This window comes from Spirosoma litoris (assembly GCF_054776755.1).
In genome coordinates, this window is record NZ_BAAHBI010000061.1 from 40,645 (window position 1) to 59,938 (window position 19,294).

The following is a 19,294-nucleotide window of genomic DNA, read 5'->3' on the forward strand; positions in this document are numbered from 1 at the left end:
AACAATCAATGTATCGGCCAGAGGCCGACGAATAGCAGGCATAAGGCCAGGGCCTTGCGCCATCAGTTACTGTTCCTACTATCTCTGTGTTTCTGTTTTTTTCTGTTAAGTTGCGGTCAGCCAGCCAGCAATCGATTGAATCCCAAAGCACCTAAAGAAGCCTATAACATCACTGAAATGGAAGTCCGAAATGAACGCTTTTTATCGACCGTCCACGTTCCTGTGTCCATTGCATTGGGTGATGTTGAACGACAGATCAATGCGCAGGTCAATGGTCTGATTTATGAGGATAATAGCCTGGAAGACAACAACCGTGATCAATTCATGACGAAAGTCTGGAAACGTGGTACTATTCTCGTGACGGCGGAAGACAGCCTGTTTCATTTTATGGTTCCGTTACGCATCTGGGTGAAAGCGGGTGTATCAGTATTGGGTTTTACACAGTATAAAGAAACCGAATTTGAGATTGATCTTCGGTTCAAAACCAAATTTGACCTCGATAAAGATTGGTCGGTTCATACCCAAACACAGGCCGATGGCTACGGCTGGGTGCGTAAGCCAACGGTGAGTGTTGTGGGTGTAAATATCCCGATTACGAACTTCGTGAGCCGAATGATCGACAAAAATTTAGGCAGTATTACTAAAACGATCGACCAACAGGTTCGCCGGAATGTAGATATCCGAACCCCTGTTCTGAAAGCCTGGAACACCCTGCGTGAACCTTATCTGTTATCCGAAAAATACCGAACTTATCTACAGGTTGTTCCTAAGCGAGTGCTCATTACGCCTTTGCGTTTCGAAGGGCGAATTATTCGGGCTACGATTGGTATTGAAGGGTTTACGCTGACAACTACCGGGGCCAAACCAGAGGTCCATCCGGCGGTATCATTGCCCGATTTAACGGTGGTATCTCAGGTAAAGGATGATTTTCAGATTGGTTTACTGAGCGAAGCGACGTATCCGGAAGTGGCTAAGATTGCTGCCGAAGAGTTTGTCGGAAAATCATTCTCGTTTAGTGATAACCGCTATCACGTTACGATCACCAGCATCGACTTGTATGGGCAAAATGAGAATCTGATCATTAAGGCTGGCTTGAAAGGAACGATCAATGGCGATATTTATCTGCGCGGACGCCCTTACTACGATGCCCATGATCAAACGATCTCGTTAAAAGATCTGCATTTCGATTTAGATACGAAAAACATACTGGCGCAATCGGCGAGCTGGTTATTGAAAGGCACCTTTGCCCGAACACTTGAAAAGCAACTTACCATCCCGGTTGGTTCTCAGATTGCCGACATGCAGAAACTCTTGCAGCAGCGGCTCAAAAATAACCAACTGGCCAAAGGGGTCGTTATCAATGGGCAAATTGATGAAATCAAGCCTGATCAGGTTTATTTGACTCCAACAGCCATGTTAGCCGTTGTAAATGCTCACGGACGGCTTGATGTAAAAGTGGAGGGATTGCAATAGCTCTGCAATAGGAAATACTAGTGTCATTTGGCCTCTATGAACGCGGGCCAGGATTTGGTTAATCGAAGGGAATCCCTACGAAGCTCAAATCCTGGCCCGCGTTCTTTGTTTTCGTACTACCTCACTACAGATAAATCTAGTTAAATGGTACTATTAAATTCTGTCATTTATATGAAAATACATATAATCTAAGCTGATTTCATAAAAATTAAATTTAAAGGTTAAAATATTATTAAAATACCATTAATTCTTTGGTTTTATATATAAAATGGGAATTTTTTAAGTGTTTATACCTAAATACAATCCGTTTTAATACTGAGGTTAAATAGTGATTAAATTTGTATTATTCTAATAATAAATGGCTGGTTATCTTATTGAGTGTTTATCTGAATGATTGGTTTTTATTGTAATAATATAATTTTTAATTTCATTATTACTTAATTTTTTGGAACTATAGTTCAATAGTATTGATAATTCAGAATTATATTTTGTAATCTAAATAAATGACAATTGAAGTGATTATATAATATTTTTAATACGAAATTTTGAATTGAATCATCAGGGATATAGTTTTGTCGAATGATCATAGCTAGGTACTATAACCTAACTTGATATCAACTTAATCAACACTAACTTGTATATGAGGAAAACTATACTGCTGAGCCTCTTATTGATGTGCTCAACTCTGGCAGTCTCCTGGGCTCAGGAACGGAAAATTACAGGTACAGTAACTTCTGCCGAAGACGGTAGCTCACTCCCCGGCGTATCGGTCGTTGTGAAGGGAACCACAGTGGGGGCGGTTACCGATGCGAGTGGTGGCTACTCAATAGCTGCTCCTGCCAAAAGTAAATTAGTGTTCTCCTTCATTGGGATGGCAACGAAGGAAGTTGAACTAGGGGCCAGTTCAGTAGTGAATGTTAAACTAACTACCGATACAAAGCAACTTGCTGAGATTGTAGTAACGGGTACGGGGGTGGCTACAGATAAGCGTAAATTGGCAATATCGGTTGAGTCGGTTTCGTCCAAAGATTTACCTCAGGCACCTTCTGCTTCTATTGACCAGGCCCTGATCGGGAAGATTCCGGGAGCACAAATTACCAGCCGGAGTGGTACACCAGGAGCCGACGTAAATATCCTGTTGCGTGGTATCAACACCATCAACCGGGGAACTTCGCCAATGATCCTGATCGATGGGATTCAGATGGGTGCTACCAGCCTGCAAACCATCGATTTGAATTCAATTGAGCGTGTAGAGGTTGTTCAGGGAGCTGCAGCTGCTACGATTTATGGCGCACAGGGTGCTAATGGAGTTATCCAACTGTTCACCAAAAAAGGAAAAAATGGCCAACTGAATATCGATATTTCGTCGAGCATTGCTCAAAATACGTATCTGAACGTTGGTGGAGTTAGTAAAGCAATGTATCACGCGTTTGCAACTGATGCCAGTAACAATATAATTGGAGCCTCAGGTAAACCTATTACTTATCTGACCGATTCTGGTGTCTACTCAGAAAACGTTCAATACAACTCAATTGATCCAACGGCTACAAATAGCAAGCCTTACGACGCTAACCTGCAATATCACGATCACTTTGCTTACTTTTTCAGACCCGCTAATACGACCAACAATAGTATTGCGATCTCGGGTGGGAGTCAGAAAGCTGATTTTAGCTTGTCGGTATCTAACAGCCATCAGGAAAGTAATATCATAAACAATGGAGCCTATGACCGGAGCAACCTTTCGGCCAATATTGGTGCACAGCTGGCTAAAGGACTTACCTTGCGTTCAATCACGCAGTTAGCTTACACAAAAAGCACGCTTAGATCGACCGATCGGACTATTTTATATAATATGCTGAATGCGTATCCGCTGGCAGATTTCTCGCTAACAACTACTGACGGTTCGATTCCATATAATATGAACCAGACGATTGGGATCAACGCATCGAACCCATCCTATCGGCAGGCATATAGCAACAATAATGATAATAAGGTCGATATTATTCAGAACGTCAACCTGAATTACAAATTCCCGAAATATGTTGAGCTGGATGCCAAATATGGTTTGAATTTCCAGACCCAAAACCGCGATCTGGAATACCTCAACCAGTCGAACAATGCCAATATTAAATATTGGCAGAACTTAGGAACAGCCACCTATATCTCAAACTACAATACGAATAGCAGTGGTGAACTGGATAAGTATACGAATAGTAAGATGTTCCAGAATTTTCTGGCTACAGCTACCGCTGTTTTTGACCTGAAAGAAGACTTTGGTTCAAAAATTCCACTTAAGTCGGTTACGCAGGCTTTGTTCGATTATCGGAATAGCATGCTTAAGGAGTATACGAGTGTCGCGCTTGGTTTACCAGCGGCTTATGCGCCTTACAATGCCACTAATGGATCTTCGTGGCGTGTCTATCGTGATTATCAGGAACCGTTCATTACATACGGTTATTTGATCAACCAACGGTTTGAATATGGCGATTTTGCTGGTATTTCGGGGGGCTTCCGCAGTGATTATTCGTCGGCATTTGGTCAGGGGTCTAAGCCTTTTACATTCCCTCGTGGTGATGCTTTTGTCCGTCTGTCAGCACTACCTTTCTGGCAAAACAGTGTTGTAAATGGCTTCCTTCCCGAACTGAAACTACGTGCTGCTTACGGTCAGGCTGGTATTCAACCCAAACCATTTGATCGATATATAACTGTTACGACCCCAACCGTTGGCAACACAACGGCCTTCTATTATGCCAATGGACAAAGTAACCCTGCGCTGGGTGTTGAGGTATCTCAGGAAATTGAGATCGGTACCGACATGGTATTTAGCCTACTTAAAGGGTCAAGCTGGCTAAACGGTATTGCCTTGGCTGCAACCTACTGGGATCGGCAAACTAAAGATGCCATCTATTCAGTTGACGTAGCTCCATCGGTCGGCTTGGGGACCCTGATTGATAATGCCTTCACCTTAGGCTCGAACGGTATTCAAATGTCGTTGAATTCGACGGTGTATAATGGATCGAATCTGAAATGGAATACGACCATTAATTTCGGTAAGCAGAGTTCAAAAATCATTTCGATTCGGGGCGATGCACCAGTTATTGTTACATCAAACGCAGGAAGCACCAACTACGTCTTGAAAGCAGGTGAAAAAATTGGTCAACTATACGGCTATAAAACCATTAGCAGTGTTGATGCCAGAGATCCAAACGGTAATTACTTTATCGCACAGGCTGATCAGGAGGGTTATACAGTTGCCAGCAATGGCATTGTAGTTAACAAGGCAACCAAGCAGCCTTACTTTACAGCCGATAAGTTCAGCTTTGGCGATCCAAATCCGAAGTTTAACATGTCATTCATTAATGATTTCAGCTACAAGAATTTCCTGACATTCGGTTTTCAGTTTGATTGGGTAGCAGGCAACCACCTATATAACCAGACCAAAGAGTGGATGTATAGGGATGGTATCCATAGCGATTACACAAACCCAATTGCCATTGATGGTCAAACTGGTGCTTGGACAGCCTTCTACCGAGGGGTTTACGCACAACGGACAGCTAACGGTACGAAGGATTACTTCTACGAAGACGCTTCTTTCCTGCGCCTGCGGAATATTCAGGTAGGAATTGATTTTGCCAAATTGTTTAAAATTCCAGCTACCAAAAAACTTCAGCTTGTATTAGCGGGGCGGAACCTCTGGACAGCGACTAAATACACGGGCTTCGATCCGGAAATCAGTTCTGGAACGTCGAACTCGGCCTGGGACCGTGGTACCGATCACAGCACAATGCCGAACTTTAAGTCGTATCAGGCTACGTTGAATATTGGATTTTAAGTAACCCACTCAAAAAACTTGAACTGATGAATAAGTTAAAAATATATGCATTGACACTGGTGTTTTCAGGGTTCATGGCTTCCTGTAAAGAGCAATTGCAGGTAGAAAACCCTAACCAGCCTTCTCCGTCAGCCTTGAGAACAGAATCGGGATTAATCTCCTATGGAGAGGGTTTTTATATTACTGGCTTTAAGGATGTGAAATATTACGATGGCGTTCCCGGTTATTTCTGGTCGGGAGCTATCGGTAACCATGAATTGATGGGTGATGTAATCGGAACCGACATTGCCAACGTGTTTATCAATCAGATTGGCTGTCCCAACCAGGTTACTCTGGATGATGGTACTGTACTAGTGAATCCTAACTCGCCCAGTAAGCAAATTGACTTTATTCGTATTACGGCTAATGTCAACTCAACGGGTTACCAGAATTCGACCTACTACGAATGGGCGTACATGTATAATCTGAATAATGCCGCTAATACACTGTTAGCCAACATTGATGCTACTACTTTTTCGGGCGATGTAGATACAAAAAAAGGTGTTCTGCGTGCTTGGGCGTATTGGTGGAAAGGCTATGCTTACTCGCGCATTGGGTCTATGTATTATGCTGGTCTTATTAATGACAAGGCCAATGGTGAAGTACTGAACGGCACCAACGGTAATTACGTAACCAAAGAAGCCATGATTGCCGAAGCCAATAAGAACTTCGATGCAGCTGCCAAAATTCTGAGTGGTCTAACTGCTAATGCCGATTATACGGCTTCAATGTTAGGGCTTATTCCCAACTTCAATCGGGTTGGTAAAGGAGGTACTGTGGCTTCGGCTCTGTCACCAGCTATGTGGATTCGCAATATTAACACCATGAAAGCTCGGAATATCCTGGTGAATACACGGGTGGCCAATATGACAGCAGCACAGTGGACCGATATTCTAACCTTGACGAATAGTGGGATTCTGGCTAGTGACTATGTCTTTACCGGGCGTTCCAATACAAACGGTGATTTCCTTTCGCCTACAAGCGGAACCGTTTCTGGTAAAGCTACTGGGTCTGGTAACACATACAAGATTACAGAACGATTGATTCAGGATTTCAAAGCGGGCGATCTCCGGTTTACTAACAACTTTAAACAACGGACGTCGGCTTATATTGGTGAAACATCGCGAGGTAATTCGTTCTTCACACGGTTTGATTTGGTTAACCGGGGGGCATCTGGCTCAGAAGGTAGTGCGTCTGTTATCACGTATTCGAATACAAATGCAGGTGGCTACGAATTATACTTGGCTAGCTCATACGAAGAGAACCAGTTAATGAAAGCGGAAGCGCTGATTTACACGAGCAAAATAGAAGAAGGTCTGGCTCTGATCGATGAAGTTCGTAAAGCGCAGGGAGCGGGCTTAACTGCTGTAGCTGGAACAAACCTTACACTCGATGCTGCCAAAGAAGAACTGCGCCGGGAACGTCGGATTGGCTTACTGTTTCGGGCTCTGTCGTTCTACGATGCTCGTCGCTGGGGCTTGTTGGAAACTGGCCGTACGGGCGCTGTTGCCCTGAGTCGAACGGGTGTTGTTAGCCGCAATGCAACTATCACCTATGGCTACCTGGATTATTGGGATGTGCCGGATAATGAAATCGCGTATAATCCACCAGTAGCGGGTAGTGCTGCCACAAAAAATCCGAAGACGAACTAATTTAGTTACGTTAGTAGAAAAGACTCCCGATTTGTGATCATCACGACACATACCGGGAGTCTTTGTTTTTAGCTACCTTTGTGGTCCCTGATTAATACGAGTTGGCTTATCGCGTCTGAGCAATTGGGCGAGGAAAGTCCGGGCAGCATAGGGCACCCTACTTCCTAACGGGAAGGAGGATGGTTGGGAACGACCATTCGACAGCCAGTGTCACAGAAAATATACCGCCATTTTTTAATGGCGAATGAGTGAATGACCGGGCCGCCGGAGCGGTGAATAGCTGGCGCAAGCTTTTATTCACTCATTCACTCATTCACTCATTACATGTGGTAAGGGTGAAAAGGTGGGGTAAGAGCCTACCGCCCAACGGGCGACCGGTGGGGCAGGATAAACCTTAGGGGCTGAAAGACCAAATAAGCGTCGGACGTGGGGCGGCTCGTTCCCGTTCTGGAGCAATCCCATCCGGGACGATCCAGATGCCGACGCGGGTAGGTCGAACGAGGTGGCCGGTGACGACCATCCCAGATAAATGATAAGCCATTCCACGCTTGTGGGAGGACAGAACCCGGCTTATAGGCTCGTGTTGAAAAGGGTTTTAAAAAGTTTCAGGTTTCAGGTTCCGTGTTTCAGGTTTATTTGATCGTCAGACATTTAAACTTAAAACCTTGAACTTGAAACCTGAAACTTTTTTCGTACCTTTGCGGCCACGTTTTACAGGGGGGATGCGTCTCCCATCAAAACCAATCAAGCACAAATGAGTGTTAAAATTCGTTTAGCGCGTCGTGGACGCAAAAGAAGAGCGATTTACGATATCGTGATTGCAGAGTCAACCTCTCCTCGCGATGGCCGTTTCATTGAAAAAATCGGTTCGTACAATCCCAACACCGACCCTTCGACTGTTGTATTGAAGTCGGAACGGGCTGTTTACTGGCTCATGGTTGGTGCTCAGCCGACGGATACCGCGCGTTCGGTATTGTCGCACGAAGGCATCATGTATCGCAAGCACCTTCAGGTAGGTGTGAACAAAGGTGCTATCACCCAAGAACAGGCCGATGCGAAATTCACGACTTGGCAAGAAGAAAAACAAGGCCGTAAAGCTGGTGCTGCTGAAACCAAATCGCAATCGAAAGAGCAAGATCGCGCTGCTCGTTTAGAAGCGGAGAAAAAGGTGAACGAAGCTCGCGCTGAAGCTATTGCTAAGAAAAACAAAGTAGAAGAGCCTGTTGCAGAAACTCCGGTAGCTGAAGAAGCACCTGCTGAAGATGCCGCTCCTGCTGAAGAAGCACCTGCTGCGGAATAATTTTTTCGCCGGTTCTGGGTAACCAGTACTTCAGTAAATTTGTAAAGAAAGAGCCTGTTCGTTTCTGGACAGGCTCTTTTTATAAGTAATGCGGCTGGAAAGCCGTGCTTTTGGGTTTAAAAGCGGCTTCCCTGCCGTATTCCCTATGACAAAAGACGATTGTTATCAAGTAGGTCATATTACCAAGACGCATGGCGTTAGTGGTGAACTAGTGCTTTTTCTGGATGTCGATAACCCTGATGAATATGCAGACCTGGAGTCGGTATTGCTGGAAGTGAAAGGCGAATTGATTCCGTATTTTATTGAATCGATCGCTATCGTGAAAGGTAGCCGGGCCATTGTTGCTTTCGATGATGTGGATACCATCGAACAGGCAGAGCGTTTGATCAACTGCGGAGCTTATCTGCCACTCGATGAGTTAGAACCGATTACCGACGAGACCCGTTTCTATTTCCACGAAATTGTTGGTTATCAGGTAGTCGATGCCGAAGCAGGTGAGCTAGGCATTGTGCAGGGCGTGTATGCCATGAACGCGCAGGATTTAATTGCCATGGATTATGAAGGCAAAGAAGTCCTGATTCCGATCAATAGCGATATCGTTAAGACAATCGATCGGGCGAATCAAAAGCTCAATGTCGCTTTACCCGACGGTCTGCTCGCTATTTATATGGAAGACAACGGCAAGGACGAAAATTCTGAAATCAACGGCGACGAAGCGGACGACGATACTGATGAGGATTGATATTATTACCTGTCTGCCGAAGCTCCTGGAAAGCTTTTTTGCCCATTCTATTCTACAACGGGCACAACAGGGCGGTTATGTGGAAGTCGTTGTCCATGACCTGCGCGACTATACATTGGATAAACACCGGCGAGTGGACGATTACGCGTTTGGTGGCGCTGCGGGTATGGTGATGCAAATCGAACCGATTGCCCGCTGTATCCGGTCACTCCAATCCGACCGAGTCTACGACGAGATTATTTATATGACGCCCGACGGTGAGCGATTGAATCAGAAAACGACCAATACGCTCTCGTTGCAGCAGAACCTGATTATTCTCTGTGGCCACTATAAAGGTGTAGACGAACGGGTTCGCGAGCTGTTCATTACTAAAGAAATCAGCATTGGCGATTACGTGCTTTCGGGTGGTGAACTAGCTGCCTGCGTGCTCTCAGATGCAATCATTCGGCTGTTGCCAGGAGTTCTGAATGACGAAACGTCGGCACTAACCGATTCATTTCAGGATAATCTTTTAGCGCCCCCGGTTTACACTCGCCCGGCCGAATTTGAAGGCCACCGGGTACCCGACATTCTACTATCGGGTCACGAAGCCAAAATTGACGAGTGGCGACACGAACAGGCCCTGGCTCGGACTCGGGCAAGACGCCCTGACTTGCTGGATGAGTAGCTTAAGCTAGAGAATGTTCCAGTTTTTGTTTCCATTTTTCCCAATCTGGCATCATTCGGTTCAGTAACTCATAGAAAGCAGAATTGTGAGAATAGTTGAGTAGATGGCACAACTCATGCACAATAACGTATCGGATACAAGGTTTTGCCGCCTTGACCAAGTCGGTGTTCAGAATGATTTTGCCTTTTGTGGTACAACTGCCCCAACGCTTTTCCATTCGTTTAATTTCCAGGTGGGGGGGGATTAACGAATAGCGCTCAAAAGATGGGAGAACTTCAGCTAGTATTTCGTTGAAAATAAGAAGAGCTCTTTCCTTATACCAATTTTCCAGTAAACGACGAACTGCTTCTAGGGATACATTCGGTAGTTGAACAGTAAGATATCCCCGAACGGCTGTAACTTTTTTATCCGCACCTAATACTAGTTTGAGCCTATACTGTTTTCCCAGATAACTGTGCGATTCGCCATTTATATAGAGTCGAGGCTTTTGCCGGGGCTCAAAGGATAGGAAAAACGCCTGCTGTTTACGAATCCAGGCGGCTTTGGTTTTTACCTTTTCTAGAACAGTTTGATAATCGCTCGCTAAAGGAGCTATAACCAGAACCTGACCGTTGGGGTGTACCTGAATGCCTAATGTTTTTCGCGCAGCAAATTGTATTGAAAACCGAATAAGGGTTTGTCCAAACATAATCTCTCCGGTAGTTTTTTCTGAAGAATTTGTGTTCGTTACCGATACCGGACTTTGGCTATTTTCAGACATTCTTCTATTAATTCGTCAATTTGTGTACTAGTGATCGGTAAATCATGTGCGTCTTTTTCGTCGAATAGGAAATCGTCTATCGCAATTTTGATTTTGCCCTCAATGTCTAGATTGCTTTGCCAGTCGATGCGAGGTTTATTACCATCGAAGACGATCAATCGAATAGCTGTATCAATGCCCAGAGCCAGATTAGCTAATGCGGCTTTGTCGGTTATAACCTGCTCCAACACGCTTTGTGTTAGGCCATAGTAAGCTTGGGCTACTTCATTGTTTTGTAAGGACGCTGGTAGGTCGTTACGTTTTCCGGAGTGCGTTGTTTCTTCTAAGTCGCGGGCTCTACGTAGAAACTCTGCTTCGTCGATACGTTGTTGGTGATAGGCCTCAATGGTTTCTTTAATAAGAGCTGCTAGCTTTTTGTAAAAAACAGGATCTTCATTCATCCTGACACTAATGGCTTTCATTGTCCGACTGGCGATGTGATCGGCTTTGGCGGCCTTGCCGGTAACTTTTTCTACTTCGGCTTGTCGTTGCTCAGCGTCAAATAAATTGACTAGCTCCGTAATGCGTAGGGCCTCGCCATCAGTAGTAATGTGCTTGTCAATCAGTTTTTGAATTTGCGGTTCAAAAGCTTTGTAGTTGGCCTCATCAAAATAACGGCGTTTGACGGATACTCGTAGAGCCAGGAAAAATCGAGCATCCTGTTTGTATTTGTCAATCTGTTTTTCCGGCGTATTCGTCTGGAAGTCGACACTCGCTAAGGCAATTTTCAGGATTTTGACAAAGGCGGTCGTTTTCTCATAAAATAGATGCCGTCGTTCTTCATCAAAGAGCAATTCTTCGTAGGCTGCTTCGTCATATTTATTTTTAATGCCTTTAAAAATATCCCATAGTTCTGAATGGGCTTGAGGTAACTTTTTTACCTCTTCGCTCAGGTTAACGAGAATTAAAGCCAGATCGTCTTCGTCAAATTCATCTAAACCCGCTTCCGAATAGGTATTTAGCGCCGAATCCAGATTACCCAGATTGCCATAATAGTCGATGATAAAGCCATAGTCTTTGCCTGGATAGAGTCGGTTTACGCGGGCAATGGCTTGTAATAACGTGTGCTCACGGAGTTGACGAGTTAGGTAAAGGACTGTATTGCGCGGAGCGTCGAAACCGGTCAGGAGCTTATCGACAACAATGAGTAATTCAGGCGTGTCTTGTTTCTTGAACGCATTGATAATGCTTTTCTCATAAACAGACGGCTTTTTGTTGTATTTGTCCATCAACGAGTGCCAGAAGGCTAGCACTTTATCGTTGGGCTTACTATAGACATCATCGGAACCTTCTCGCTCATCAGGAGGAGAAATAACAACTTCGCAGGTTACTTTTTTAGTGGGATCACCTGAACCGATTTCGTCAATGTACTCCTTATATTTTATAGCTGTTAGCTTATTGGGGGCTACTAATTGACCTTTAAGGCTGGTTCCCTGAAAATTATCGACATAGTGTTCGACAATGTCCCATGCGCGTGCATACACAACCTGATCGGCTTTGTTTAGTATACTCTTCGAGCTGTATTTGCGTTTTAGGTCGGCTTTGCCATAATCTGTTAGTGGTTCGGCAATTTTCTCGAAGTAAGTGTCTAAGGGCTTCTCGTTGGTACTCATCAAATGATGTCTTCCCTCATAGAGCAGAGGAACGACAGCCTTATCCTCAACAGCCCGCGTAATGGTATAATCGTCGATAATACCACCGAACTTGACAGCTGTGCTTTTTTCTTTCTTCATTAGCGGGGTACCCGTGAAAGCAATAAAGCACGCGTTCGGAAACAATCGGCGCATATTGGTATGAAACGTATTGGACTGGCTGCGGTGGCCTTCATCGACTAGAATAAAAATGTCAGCAGAAGAGAACGGAGCCGATGATGATTTGAGTGCTGCTTCAAATTTGTGAATCAGCGTAGTGATAATATCATCCGATTTTTCATGCAGTAGCCCTAACAGGCTGGTGTCTCGTTTGGAGCTTTGATCTATTGTATCATCAGATTGACCACTTAATTTTTTTCGAATGGCCTCCGAAGCACCTGTAGTGGCCTGAACGACTTCTTTTTTGCACTTCTGAAATGTTTCGGTAATCTGATCGTCGAGATCGATACGGTCAGTAACGAGTATAATTTTAGGGTTTCGGATACGGGTGGCAATCAGTTGGGCCAGCATCACCATAGTTAAGGATTTGCCGCTGCCCTGTGTGTGCCAGATTACACCGCCATTGCGAGCGCCCGAAGGCGAAAAGGTAGTGATCTGGGCCAGGGTTTTATGAATGGCAAAGTATTGCTGGTATCGGGTTATCTTTTTGACCCCATCGTCATACACAATAAAGTTGAAGAACAAATCCAGCATCCGTTCAGGACGGCAAAGGTCATACAGCAGCTTATCCTGTTCGGTAACGGTTACGCCATTCGCGAGCCACTGGTCAAATTGGTGCTGGATATAGGCAAAGCGATCACCGAACAATTGCCGGTTGGCCTCAGGCAATAAAGGTCGGTTTTTCAGTGCATATAGGCCAACCAGGTACTGTTGCTTTTCGGCTTCGGTGTCGAGTCGTTCTTTCCAGACTCCCCAGAATTCGCGCGCTGTAGCTGTTGTGCCATAGAGAGCTTCATGGGTCGATAAGCTAAGCAACAGGTTCGAGTACATATACAATGGACGTATGCCATCGTCGGCCTGGTTACGGTTGTGCTGCCGGATGGCTTCGTCCATTGGGTCTTTGATGCGTGGACTTTTGCACTCGATTACGACCATCGGAATACCATTGACAAACAGAATAATATCAGGTCGATAATGGTCGTCGCGCTCGGAACGCAGCACGCTGAATTCTTCCGTTACATGATATACGTTGTTACCCGGATTCTTCCAGTCAATGTACTGGAGCGAGAAGCTTTTCTTGTCGCCATCTATAGTTTGCTCTAGGCTGGTACCGAGCGTGATGAGATCATAGTAGGCTTTGTTGGCCGCCATGTACCCTTCATTTAGGGGCAGATCACGGAGTTGCAGGACGGTTGTATTGAGATTGGCTTCCGAAAATTCGTACTCCCGCCCTTTATAGTTAATCCGGTTCTGATTCCGTAACTGCTCTTTCAGAATAGTTTCGAGCAATACGTTGGCCGTCCGACCTCCGCGTGCAGCCAGCGCCTGTTCGGGCGTGAGGTACTGAAACCCCATCTGAATAAGCAGATGCAGGGCCGGTAGTTGTGAAATGTCGTCTTCTAAAAAGGAGGGTGTTGGCATGAGAAAATCAAATGGTGTTTGTATTTTTGTATCGTCATTGCCCAAAGGGTGAAGGACCTGGTCAGAGGCTTTATGTCCTTGCAAACGCAATACCGAAAGTTGCGTACCGTACTTAGGAAGTGCGGTTTTTTCTACTCTTTACCTTGTGTAGGGAGCTTACAAAGGTCTTGGACGCTGAACCCGCAATCAGCGTCCAAGACCTTTTACTATTTTCATATTTTTCCCCATAACGAAAGTAGTGTTTCGGCTTCTGACTTCAATAAGATATTTAGGCCTGACGATTTCCCCTGTTTCTGATATAATTTCCCCGTTGCTACGTCTAATACCCCAAATCTTACGTCCGTTCCTACAATGGGAGCCATTGTTTCTTCCATCAGGTTTACAATACAGCTGATTTTGTCTTTACTCAGGCGTTCGTCTTTGCGAAAGTGTAGTTTGATAATGTATGTCTGTCCCTTGATGGTTAATCTAACTTCGGGATTGAGTTTTACGCACAAGCCGTTATGGCTCCATACTCCTTTAGGTGGCTCTTCCCATGAAACAGACTTTGCATTTTTCTTCAGGAACGTCAGGTACCCTTTAATCATGGTTGGGTAGTTGTCCTGTTTTACTTTGTGTAGACTTGGTTGGAGTAATTCTTCCAGATATTCATAAGGCTTGTCCTGCCGGTGCATTTGTTGGATTCGCTCTCGTAGGAGCGCATAAAAATCTTTCTCTCGCCCATATGTGCCACGGGTTTTAATGGTTTTGACTTTATCAAGCCGTTTGCTGCCTGTCATCAACACGAAGTCAATAAAATCAGTGAGTGAGATCGAAACTGTACATGTTGTCGGATGCATATCACCTCCTTTGTTTTAGTTAAAAATGAGTATCCTGATACCATCTGGGGTTCAGTTACTTGCTCAACTTTAGCGCTAAACGATAAGTTCAGTTTTCAAAAATAAAATTCATTGTAGAGGCTTACTAAATAATATAATAGCAATTTATGTTAGTCTGGTGTACCATGCATGGTGTTAGTCACGTATGACCAGTTCATTCAAGCTTTTGAAAAACACTCTGGGAAAAAAGGAGAATATAGAGCTCAGACAGTCGGTAATATTATACATTTCTATGCAACCGATAGGGATGTATTTGAGATTGACTATAATGATGCTATTAAGCTGGCAGAAGATATTGATGATATGGAGCTTTACTCAATAGCAGTAATAACCATGATGAATATCTTTGATGCGGGTACTTGTTATGGAGAGTACTGTGAGTCAGAATTTAATAACGGTGAGTGGGAGTCAATAGCTCTATATGATATTGACGATGAAACCGAGGACGAGGAAGAAATTAGACTGTTTGACGAATCGCCTTTTTTTTACATCAGACCTGCTAAGTTCTAAGTTTGTTAAGGTTTTGTTAACGAGGACTAAGGAGAGAATTACCCCTACTCCTCGTTAATAAAGAAATAGATTAAAATAGCGTCAGCTGCTCGTCTGGTTTTGCGTGTATCTTTACCCGCACCTGTCCTGTCAACAACCGCTGCATTAGCCCGCGCTTTTGCTCACGTAACGTTGCTAACTGTCGTTCATGCAGCCGTATTTCGGCCAGTGATGCATCTAGCACGCGAGCGATGGCGGCTTGTTCGGAAAGGGGAGGGAGATAAAGGATTTGCTTGGCAAGGTTATTTTTTGAAATCCCATATACCGAAGAGCCAGTTGCTATTTTTCGAATGTTATTGGCTACTTTTTCGTGCTTTAACACGAAGCCTTTGAACCCATTTACAAGTTGATTTGATTGGTCTCTAAGAACGAATGTATGTAGGCCGGAAATAGCTTTTCGATCTCCTAGATGCTTGATTTCCACAGATTCACCAACACCTAGATAATCTTCGGAAGCATCTACAAGTATCAAGTCGCCTTCTTTTAAGAAGGAAACTTTACTTTCATCTAATAGCCCATCTTTAACAAATGGTATGTTTTCTTCTATGTTGAAGTCTAAAAATGGCTTCTGGAATTTGGCGTGAATATCCCCGTAGTGGATGTAATAGATACGCTCATGTGTTTGCTGATATGTTAGGCTTTCCCGTGCATGCGATTCACTTTTTATAAAATCAAACACCTCGCCCAGCTTCACTTCCTTCCATTCTCCCTCAAACCCTGGCAGTCGTTTCCGACCAGTGAGAAGTTGTTGTAATAAGCTGCGATGGCGGTTTTGTAAGGCTGATATTAAAGCTTGCGTGCGCTCAATGGCTGTGTCCCATGTGCTCAAAATCTCCGCAATTTTACGTTGTTCGGGGAGAGGTGGGAGAGGAATTCTAATGTTTCTGACAATGTCTCCGTTTAATGAACCTTGTGTTCCCCCTCTATCTCCTTCTGATCTTATTTGGTCATATCGATACTCTAGTGCTTTACCAAAATAGATTCTGGTGATTCTATCGGATTCTATTGACGATATTCTACTGATAATCAATACCTAAAACATCAAGTAGAATCATAAGAATCTCTAGAATCTAAATTGGAAGAGTACTAGTATTATAAATAAAAATGTAGAAACTATTTTATCGTTCGGTATTATATATGCAAAGTTTTGATTTACCCATGCTTCTATCATCATTAAAGCTGCTCTACCTCTTGTATGGCCTTGCCCTACCATAGCTACAAGCACTGTTCCGACTGGTAGAAGTTTTATTGAATTCTTTTTGACCGCGTAATTTGTTATAAACTCATCACTTTCTGTAATTATTCTGTCATTTACCTTTCCGGTTGGTAACCAAGGTACATTACCCTTAGACCAGAACTCTTTAACGTCTTTGCTAGGAGTATTACCACTTCCCACTTTTCCTATCTCTTTTAGCCTCTTAACATCCCAATCTTTAGGAATAATGCCAACTGGCGAAGATTTATATCCTTGAGGTATTAATGTATTGGTAAAATCTATCGGTTGATTTTCCATTATTGGTTCGCTTGTTCTGTTTGGATATAAGCGTAGAGTTCGGCCAGTTTTTCGGCCAATAAGCGCTTATCGATGAGTTGTTGTGTATAATCGGCCACGAGGGTTGGTGATAGGCTTCGGCTCAGTGCGTACTCGACAATCTGACTGTCTTTACTGGCACAAAGCAGGATGCCGATACTCGGGTTTTCGTGGGGTAATCGATGGTCGCGGTCGAGGGCTTCCAGATAAAAGTTAAGTTGACCAATATGCTCGGGTTTAAAAGCAGTTACTTTCAATTCTACAACAACAAAGCATTGCAGAGATCGGTGATAGAGTAGCAGATCAATATAAAAGTCCTGATTGCCAACCTGTACGCGGTAATTTTCGCCTACAAACGTAAAATGCCGCCCGGCTTCGAGCAGAAACTTGCGCAGGTTTTGGATCAGCGCAGCTTGCAAATCGGCCTCACTATGGCGAGTCGGCAAATCCAGAAATTCCAGGACGTAGCTATCCCGAAAAACGTTTGTTACGTCCTGAGGAAGTTTCCGCACGGCCGGAGGCAGTTGGGTATTGGCCAGCATGGTGCGTTCATACAATCCACTGTCAATTTGTCGTTCGAGTTCACGCACCGAATAGCCTTCCTGAGCAGTCATAAGCACATAAAATTGCTTTTCCTCTGCTGTTTTCGTTTGACTCAGAATATGCAGATGGGCCGACCACGAAATTTGTCTCAACAGTGTTGAGAGTTTTTCAGGGGCGTTGGCGTAGGTCTCATAGAACTGCTTCATCCGCCATAAATTCTTATCCGAAAAACCACTGGCATTAGGTTGTTGCTGCTTAATGTAAGCGGCCAACTCTTTCACTACACCCTGGCCCCATTCGCTGGCAGTTATTTTTCGGCTAATGTAAGCTCCTATAGACCAGTATAAATCAATCAGGTCGGCATTGACCCGTTGCATAACCCGGCTTCGTGCCTGATGAATTAAGGTAATAACTTCGGTAAATTGGTCGGATAAATTCGCCATATATCAACGGAGTTTTAGGATTAACTAGTTGATAGTTATGGTTTAGTAAAGAGGTAGTTCGGGCAATAGCTCATAAACCCAGTTCGGCCAAATAAGCCTCCATCTGGGCTTCCACAGAGGCTAGTTCAGTTTTCAATCGGCTGATTTCAGCTTTCGTAGCCGCCATATCGACGGGAGCTTCTTCTTCAAATGTATCGACGTAGCGGGGAATATTGAGGTTAAAATCATTTTCCTGAATATCGGCCAGCGTGGCCCGGTAGGCATACTTATCGATCAGAATCTGCCCTTTAGCTGTTGGGGCGAGGGGAAGATTTTGGCGGAATTGCGCGTACACCTCCTGCGCTTGTTGCATATCCTGTTCGCGCAGACGATTCTGGTTTTTACCACTTTCAAAACCTCGGCTGGCATCCACAAACAAAACGTCGTGATTATTGCCTTTTGCCCGGCTAAAAATCAGGATAGCCGCTGGTATACCTGTACCGTAAAACAGGTTAGCTGGTAAACCAATAACGGCTTCGAGCAGGTTTTCTTCGATGAGCTGCCGCCGAATGGTGCCTTCGGTACTACCCCGAAACAATACGCCATGAGGCACCACAACGCCCACACGCCCGCTATCCTGATACGCGCTTTCGATCATGTGACCGATAAAAGCAAAGTCACCTTTACTCTTGGGTGGAATGCCCCGGTGATATCGATTAAACTGATCAGCTGGTGCATTCTCGGCTCCCCACTTATCGAGACTAAAGGGCGGATTGGCTACGACAATATGAAACCGCATGAGCGTATCGTTTTCGAGGTGACGTGGGTTATTAAGCGTGTCGCCCCATTCGATATGTGCATTATCCATTTCATGCAGAAACATATTCATACGGCACAATGCCCAGGTGCTCCCGTTATTTTCCTGACCATATAGGGAGAAATTTTCGGAACCGCCATGCCGTATAATCTGCTTGGCCACCTTTATGAGCAACGAGCCAGAGCCACAGGTTGGGTCGTAAATCCGGTTGCCTGGTTGTGGGTCAATGAGTCGGGCAAGCAGTTCGGATACTTCGGCGGGCGTATAGAATTCCCCGGCTTTTTTGCCCGCATCGCTGGCAAATCGGGCAATCAAGTATTCATAGGCATCGCCTATAACGTCGTTACCTTCCAGATGAGATGGTTGAAGGTCGAGCGCCGAGAAGTCGACAAGCAGGTTTTTAAGCCGCCGGTTACGATCGATAGGCTTGCCCAGATTGGCATCGGAGTTGAAGTCAATATTACGAAAAACACCGTCGAGTTTCTGTCGATTGGCGTCTTCCAGGCCTTCGAGTGCTATGTTGATGAGTTCGCCGAGATTAGTTTCATTACGGTTCTCATAAAGGTATTCGAAGGTGCAATGAGCAGGTACATTGAAGCGTTCGTTTCGCAAAGCACGGTCGATACGCTCCTGATTACCTGCATAACGCTGTTGATAAAATGCAAGCTTGTCTTTCCATACATCCGATAAGTACTTGACAAACAGCATCGTCAGGACATAGTCTTTATATTGAGATGGGTCGATGGTACCACGAAAGGTATCACAGGCCTTCCAGACGATGTTATTGATTTCAGATTGGGTGACTATGCGGAGCATG

Annotated in this window: 13 protein-coding genes, 1 other RNA gene and 1 pseudogene; 8 read left to right on the forward strand and 7 right to left on the reverse strand. The window is 44.6% G+C overall.

Features of this window, described 5'->3' with window-relative positions; translation table 11 throughout:
• Positions 1 to 135: 135 nt before the first annotated feature.
• The 7 genes from ACYVGR_RS30960 (at position 136) to trmD (ending at position 9,705) form a co-directional block, all read left to right on the forward strand.
• Positions 136 to 1,473, forward strand: a complete 1,338-nt coding sequence (locus ACYVGR_RS30960) for a DUF4403 family protein (RefSeq protein WP_460963840.1) — start codon at positions 136 to 138, stop codon at positions 1,471 to 1,473.
• A 640-nt stretch (positions 1,474 to 2,113) separates the two neighbouring features.
• The gene (locus ACYVGR_RS30965; RefSeq protein ID WP_460963841.1) at positions 2,114 to 5,305 is read left to right on the forward strand and encodes a SusC/RagA family TonB-linked outer membrane protein; all 3,192 of its coding nucleotides are present in this window, start codon (positions 2,114 to 2,116) and stop codon (positions 5,303 to 5,305) included.
• Between the two features lie 26 nt (positions 5,306 to 5,331).
• Positions 5,332 to 6,996 carry a RagB/SusD family nutrient uptake outer membrane protein gene (locus ACYVGR_RS30970; protein ID WP_460963842.1) on the forward strand — a complete coding sequence of 555 codons (1,665 nt, stop codon included), beginning with the start codon at positions 5,332 to 5,334 and terminating at the stop codon, positions 6,994 to 6,996.
• Between the two features lie 93 nt (positions 6,997 to 7,089).
• Positions 7,090 to 7,585: RNase P RNA component class A (gene rnpB / locus ACYVGR_RS30975), an RNA gene on the forward strand.
• 165 nt (positions 7,586 to 7,750) lie between these two features.
• Positions 7,751 to 8,296: a 30S ribosomal protein S16 gene (locus ACYVGR_RS30980; RefSeq protein WP_460963843.1), complete on the forward strand. Its 546-nt coding sequence runs from the start codon at positions 7,751 to 7,753 to the stop codon at positions 8,294 to 8,296.
• A 145-nt stretch (positions 8,297 to 8,441) separates the two neighbouring features.
• On the forward strand, positions 8,442 to 9,038 hold the full coding sequence (gene rimM / locus ACYVGR_RS30985) for a ribosome maturation factor RimM (protein WP_460963844.1): 597 nt from the start codon (positions 8,442 to 8,444) through the stop codon (positions 9,036 to 9,038).
• Positions 9,028 to 9,705: a tRNA (guanosine(37)-N1)-methyltransferase TrmD gene (gene trmD, locus ACYVGR_RS30990; protein WP_460963845.1), complete on the forward strand. Its 678-nt coding sequence runs from the start codon at positions 9,028 to 9,030 to the stop codon at positions 9,703 to 9,705. The genes rimM and trmD overlap by 11 nt, the downstream gene beginning before the upstream one ends.
• A 1-nt stretch (position 9,706) precedes the next feature.
• On the opposite strand, the gene ACYVGR_RS30995 is transcribed toward trmD, so the two are convergent.
• From ACYVGR_RS30995 to ACYVGR_RS31005, 3 genes are all read right to left on the reverse strand, one after another.
• Complete coding sequence (locus tag ACYVGR_RS30995) at positions 9,707 to 10,393, reverse strand: M48 family metallopeptidase (RefSeq protein WP_460963846.1); 687 nt, start codon at positions 10,391 to 10,393, stop codon at positions 9,707 to 9,709.
• Between the two features lie 38 nt (positions 10,394 to 10,431).
• Positions 10,432 to 13,737 carry a type I restriction endonuclease subunit R gene (locus ACYVGR_RS31000; protein WP_460963847.1) on the reverse strand — a complete coding sequence of 1,102 codons (3,306 nt, stop codon included), beginning with the start codon at positions 13,735 to 13,737 and terminating at the stop codon, positions 10,432 to 10,434.
• Positions 13,738 to 13,949: 212 nt separating this feature from the next.
• Positions 13,950 to 14,576 (reverse strand): hypothetical protein, encoded by a 627-nt coding sequence (locus tag ACYVGR_RS31005; RefSeq protein WP_460963848.1) that lies wholly within the window; start codon positions 14,574 to 14,576, stop codon positions 13,950 to 13,952.
• A gap of 168 nt (positions 14,577 to 14,744) precedes the next feature.
• On the opposite strand from ACYVGR_RS31005, the gene ACYVGR_RS31010 reads away from it, so the two are divergent.
• A complete protein-coding gene (locus ACYVGR_RS31010) occupies positions 14,745 to 15,125 on the forward strand; it encodes a hypothetical protein (RefSeq protein ID WP_460963849.1) in 381 nt (126 codons plus the stop codon).
• A 70-nt stretch (positions 15,126 to 15,195) separates the two neighbouring features.
• Here ACYVGR_RS31010 and ACYVGR_RS31015 read toward each other — a convergent pair whose 3' ends face one another.
• From ACYVGR_RS31015 to ACYVGR_RS31030, 4 genes and pseudogenes are all read right to left on the reverse strand, one after another.
• Positions 15,196 to 15,858, reverse strand: a complete 663-nt coding sequence (locus ACYVGR_RS31015; RefSeq protein WP_460963934.1) for a restriction endonuclease subunit S — start codon at positions 15,856 to 15,858, stop codon at positions 15,196 to 15,198.
• A 96-nt stretch (positions 15,859 to 15,954) separates the two neighbouring features.
• Positions 15,955 to 16,677: pseudogene (locus ACYVGR_RS31020) on the reverse strand (restriction endonuclease subunit S); the annotation flags it as partial.
• Positions 16,677 to 17,681, reverse strand: coding sequence for a PDDEXK nuclease domain-containing protein (locus tag ACYVGR_RS31025; RefSeq protein WP_460963850.1), 1,005 nt, complete (start codon positions 17,679 to 17,681; stop codon positions 16,677 to 16,679). The pseudogene ACYVGR_RS31020 and the gene ACYVGR_RS31025, both read right to left, overlap by 1 nt.
• Before the next feature lie 70 nt (positions 17,682 to 17,751).
• On the reverse strand, positions 17,752 to 19,293 hold the full coding sequence (locus ACYVGR_RS31030; RefSeq protein WP_460963851.1) for a type I restriction-modification system subunit M: 1,542 nt from the start codon (positions 19,291 to 19,293) through the stop codon (positions 17,752 to 17,754).
• Position 19,294 lies beyond the last annotated feature (1 nt).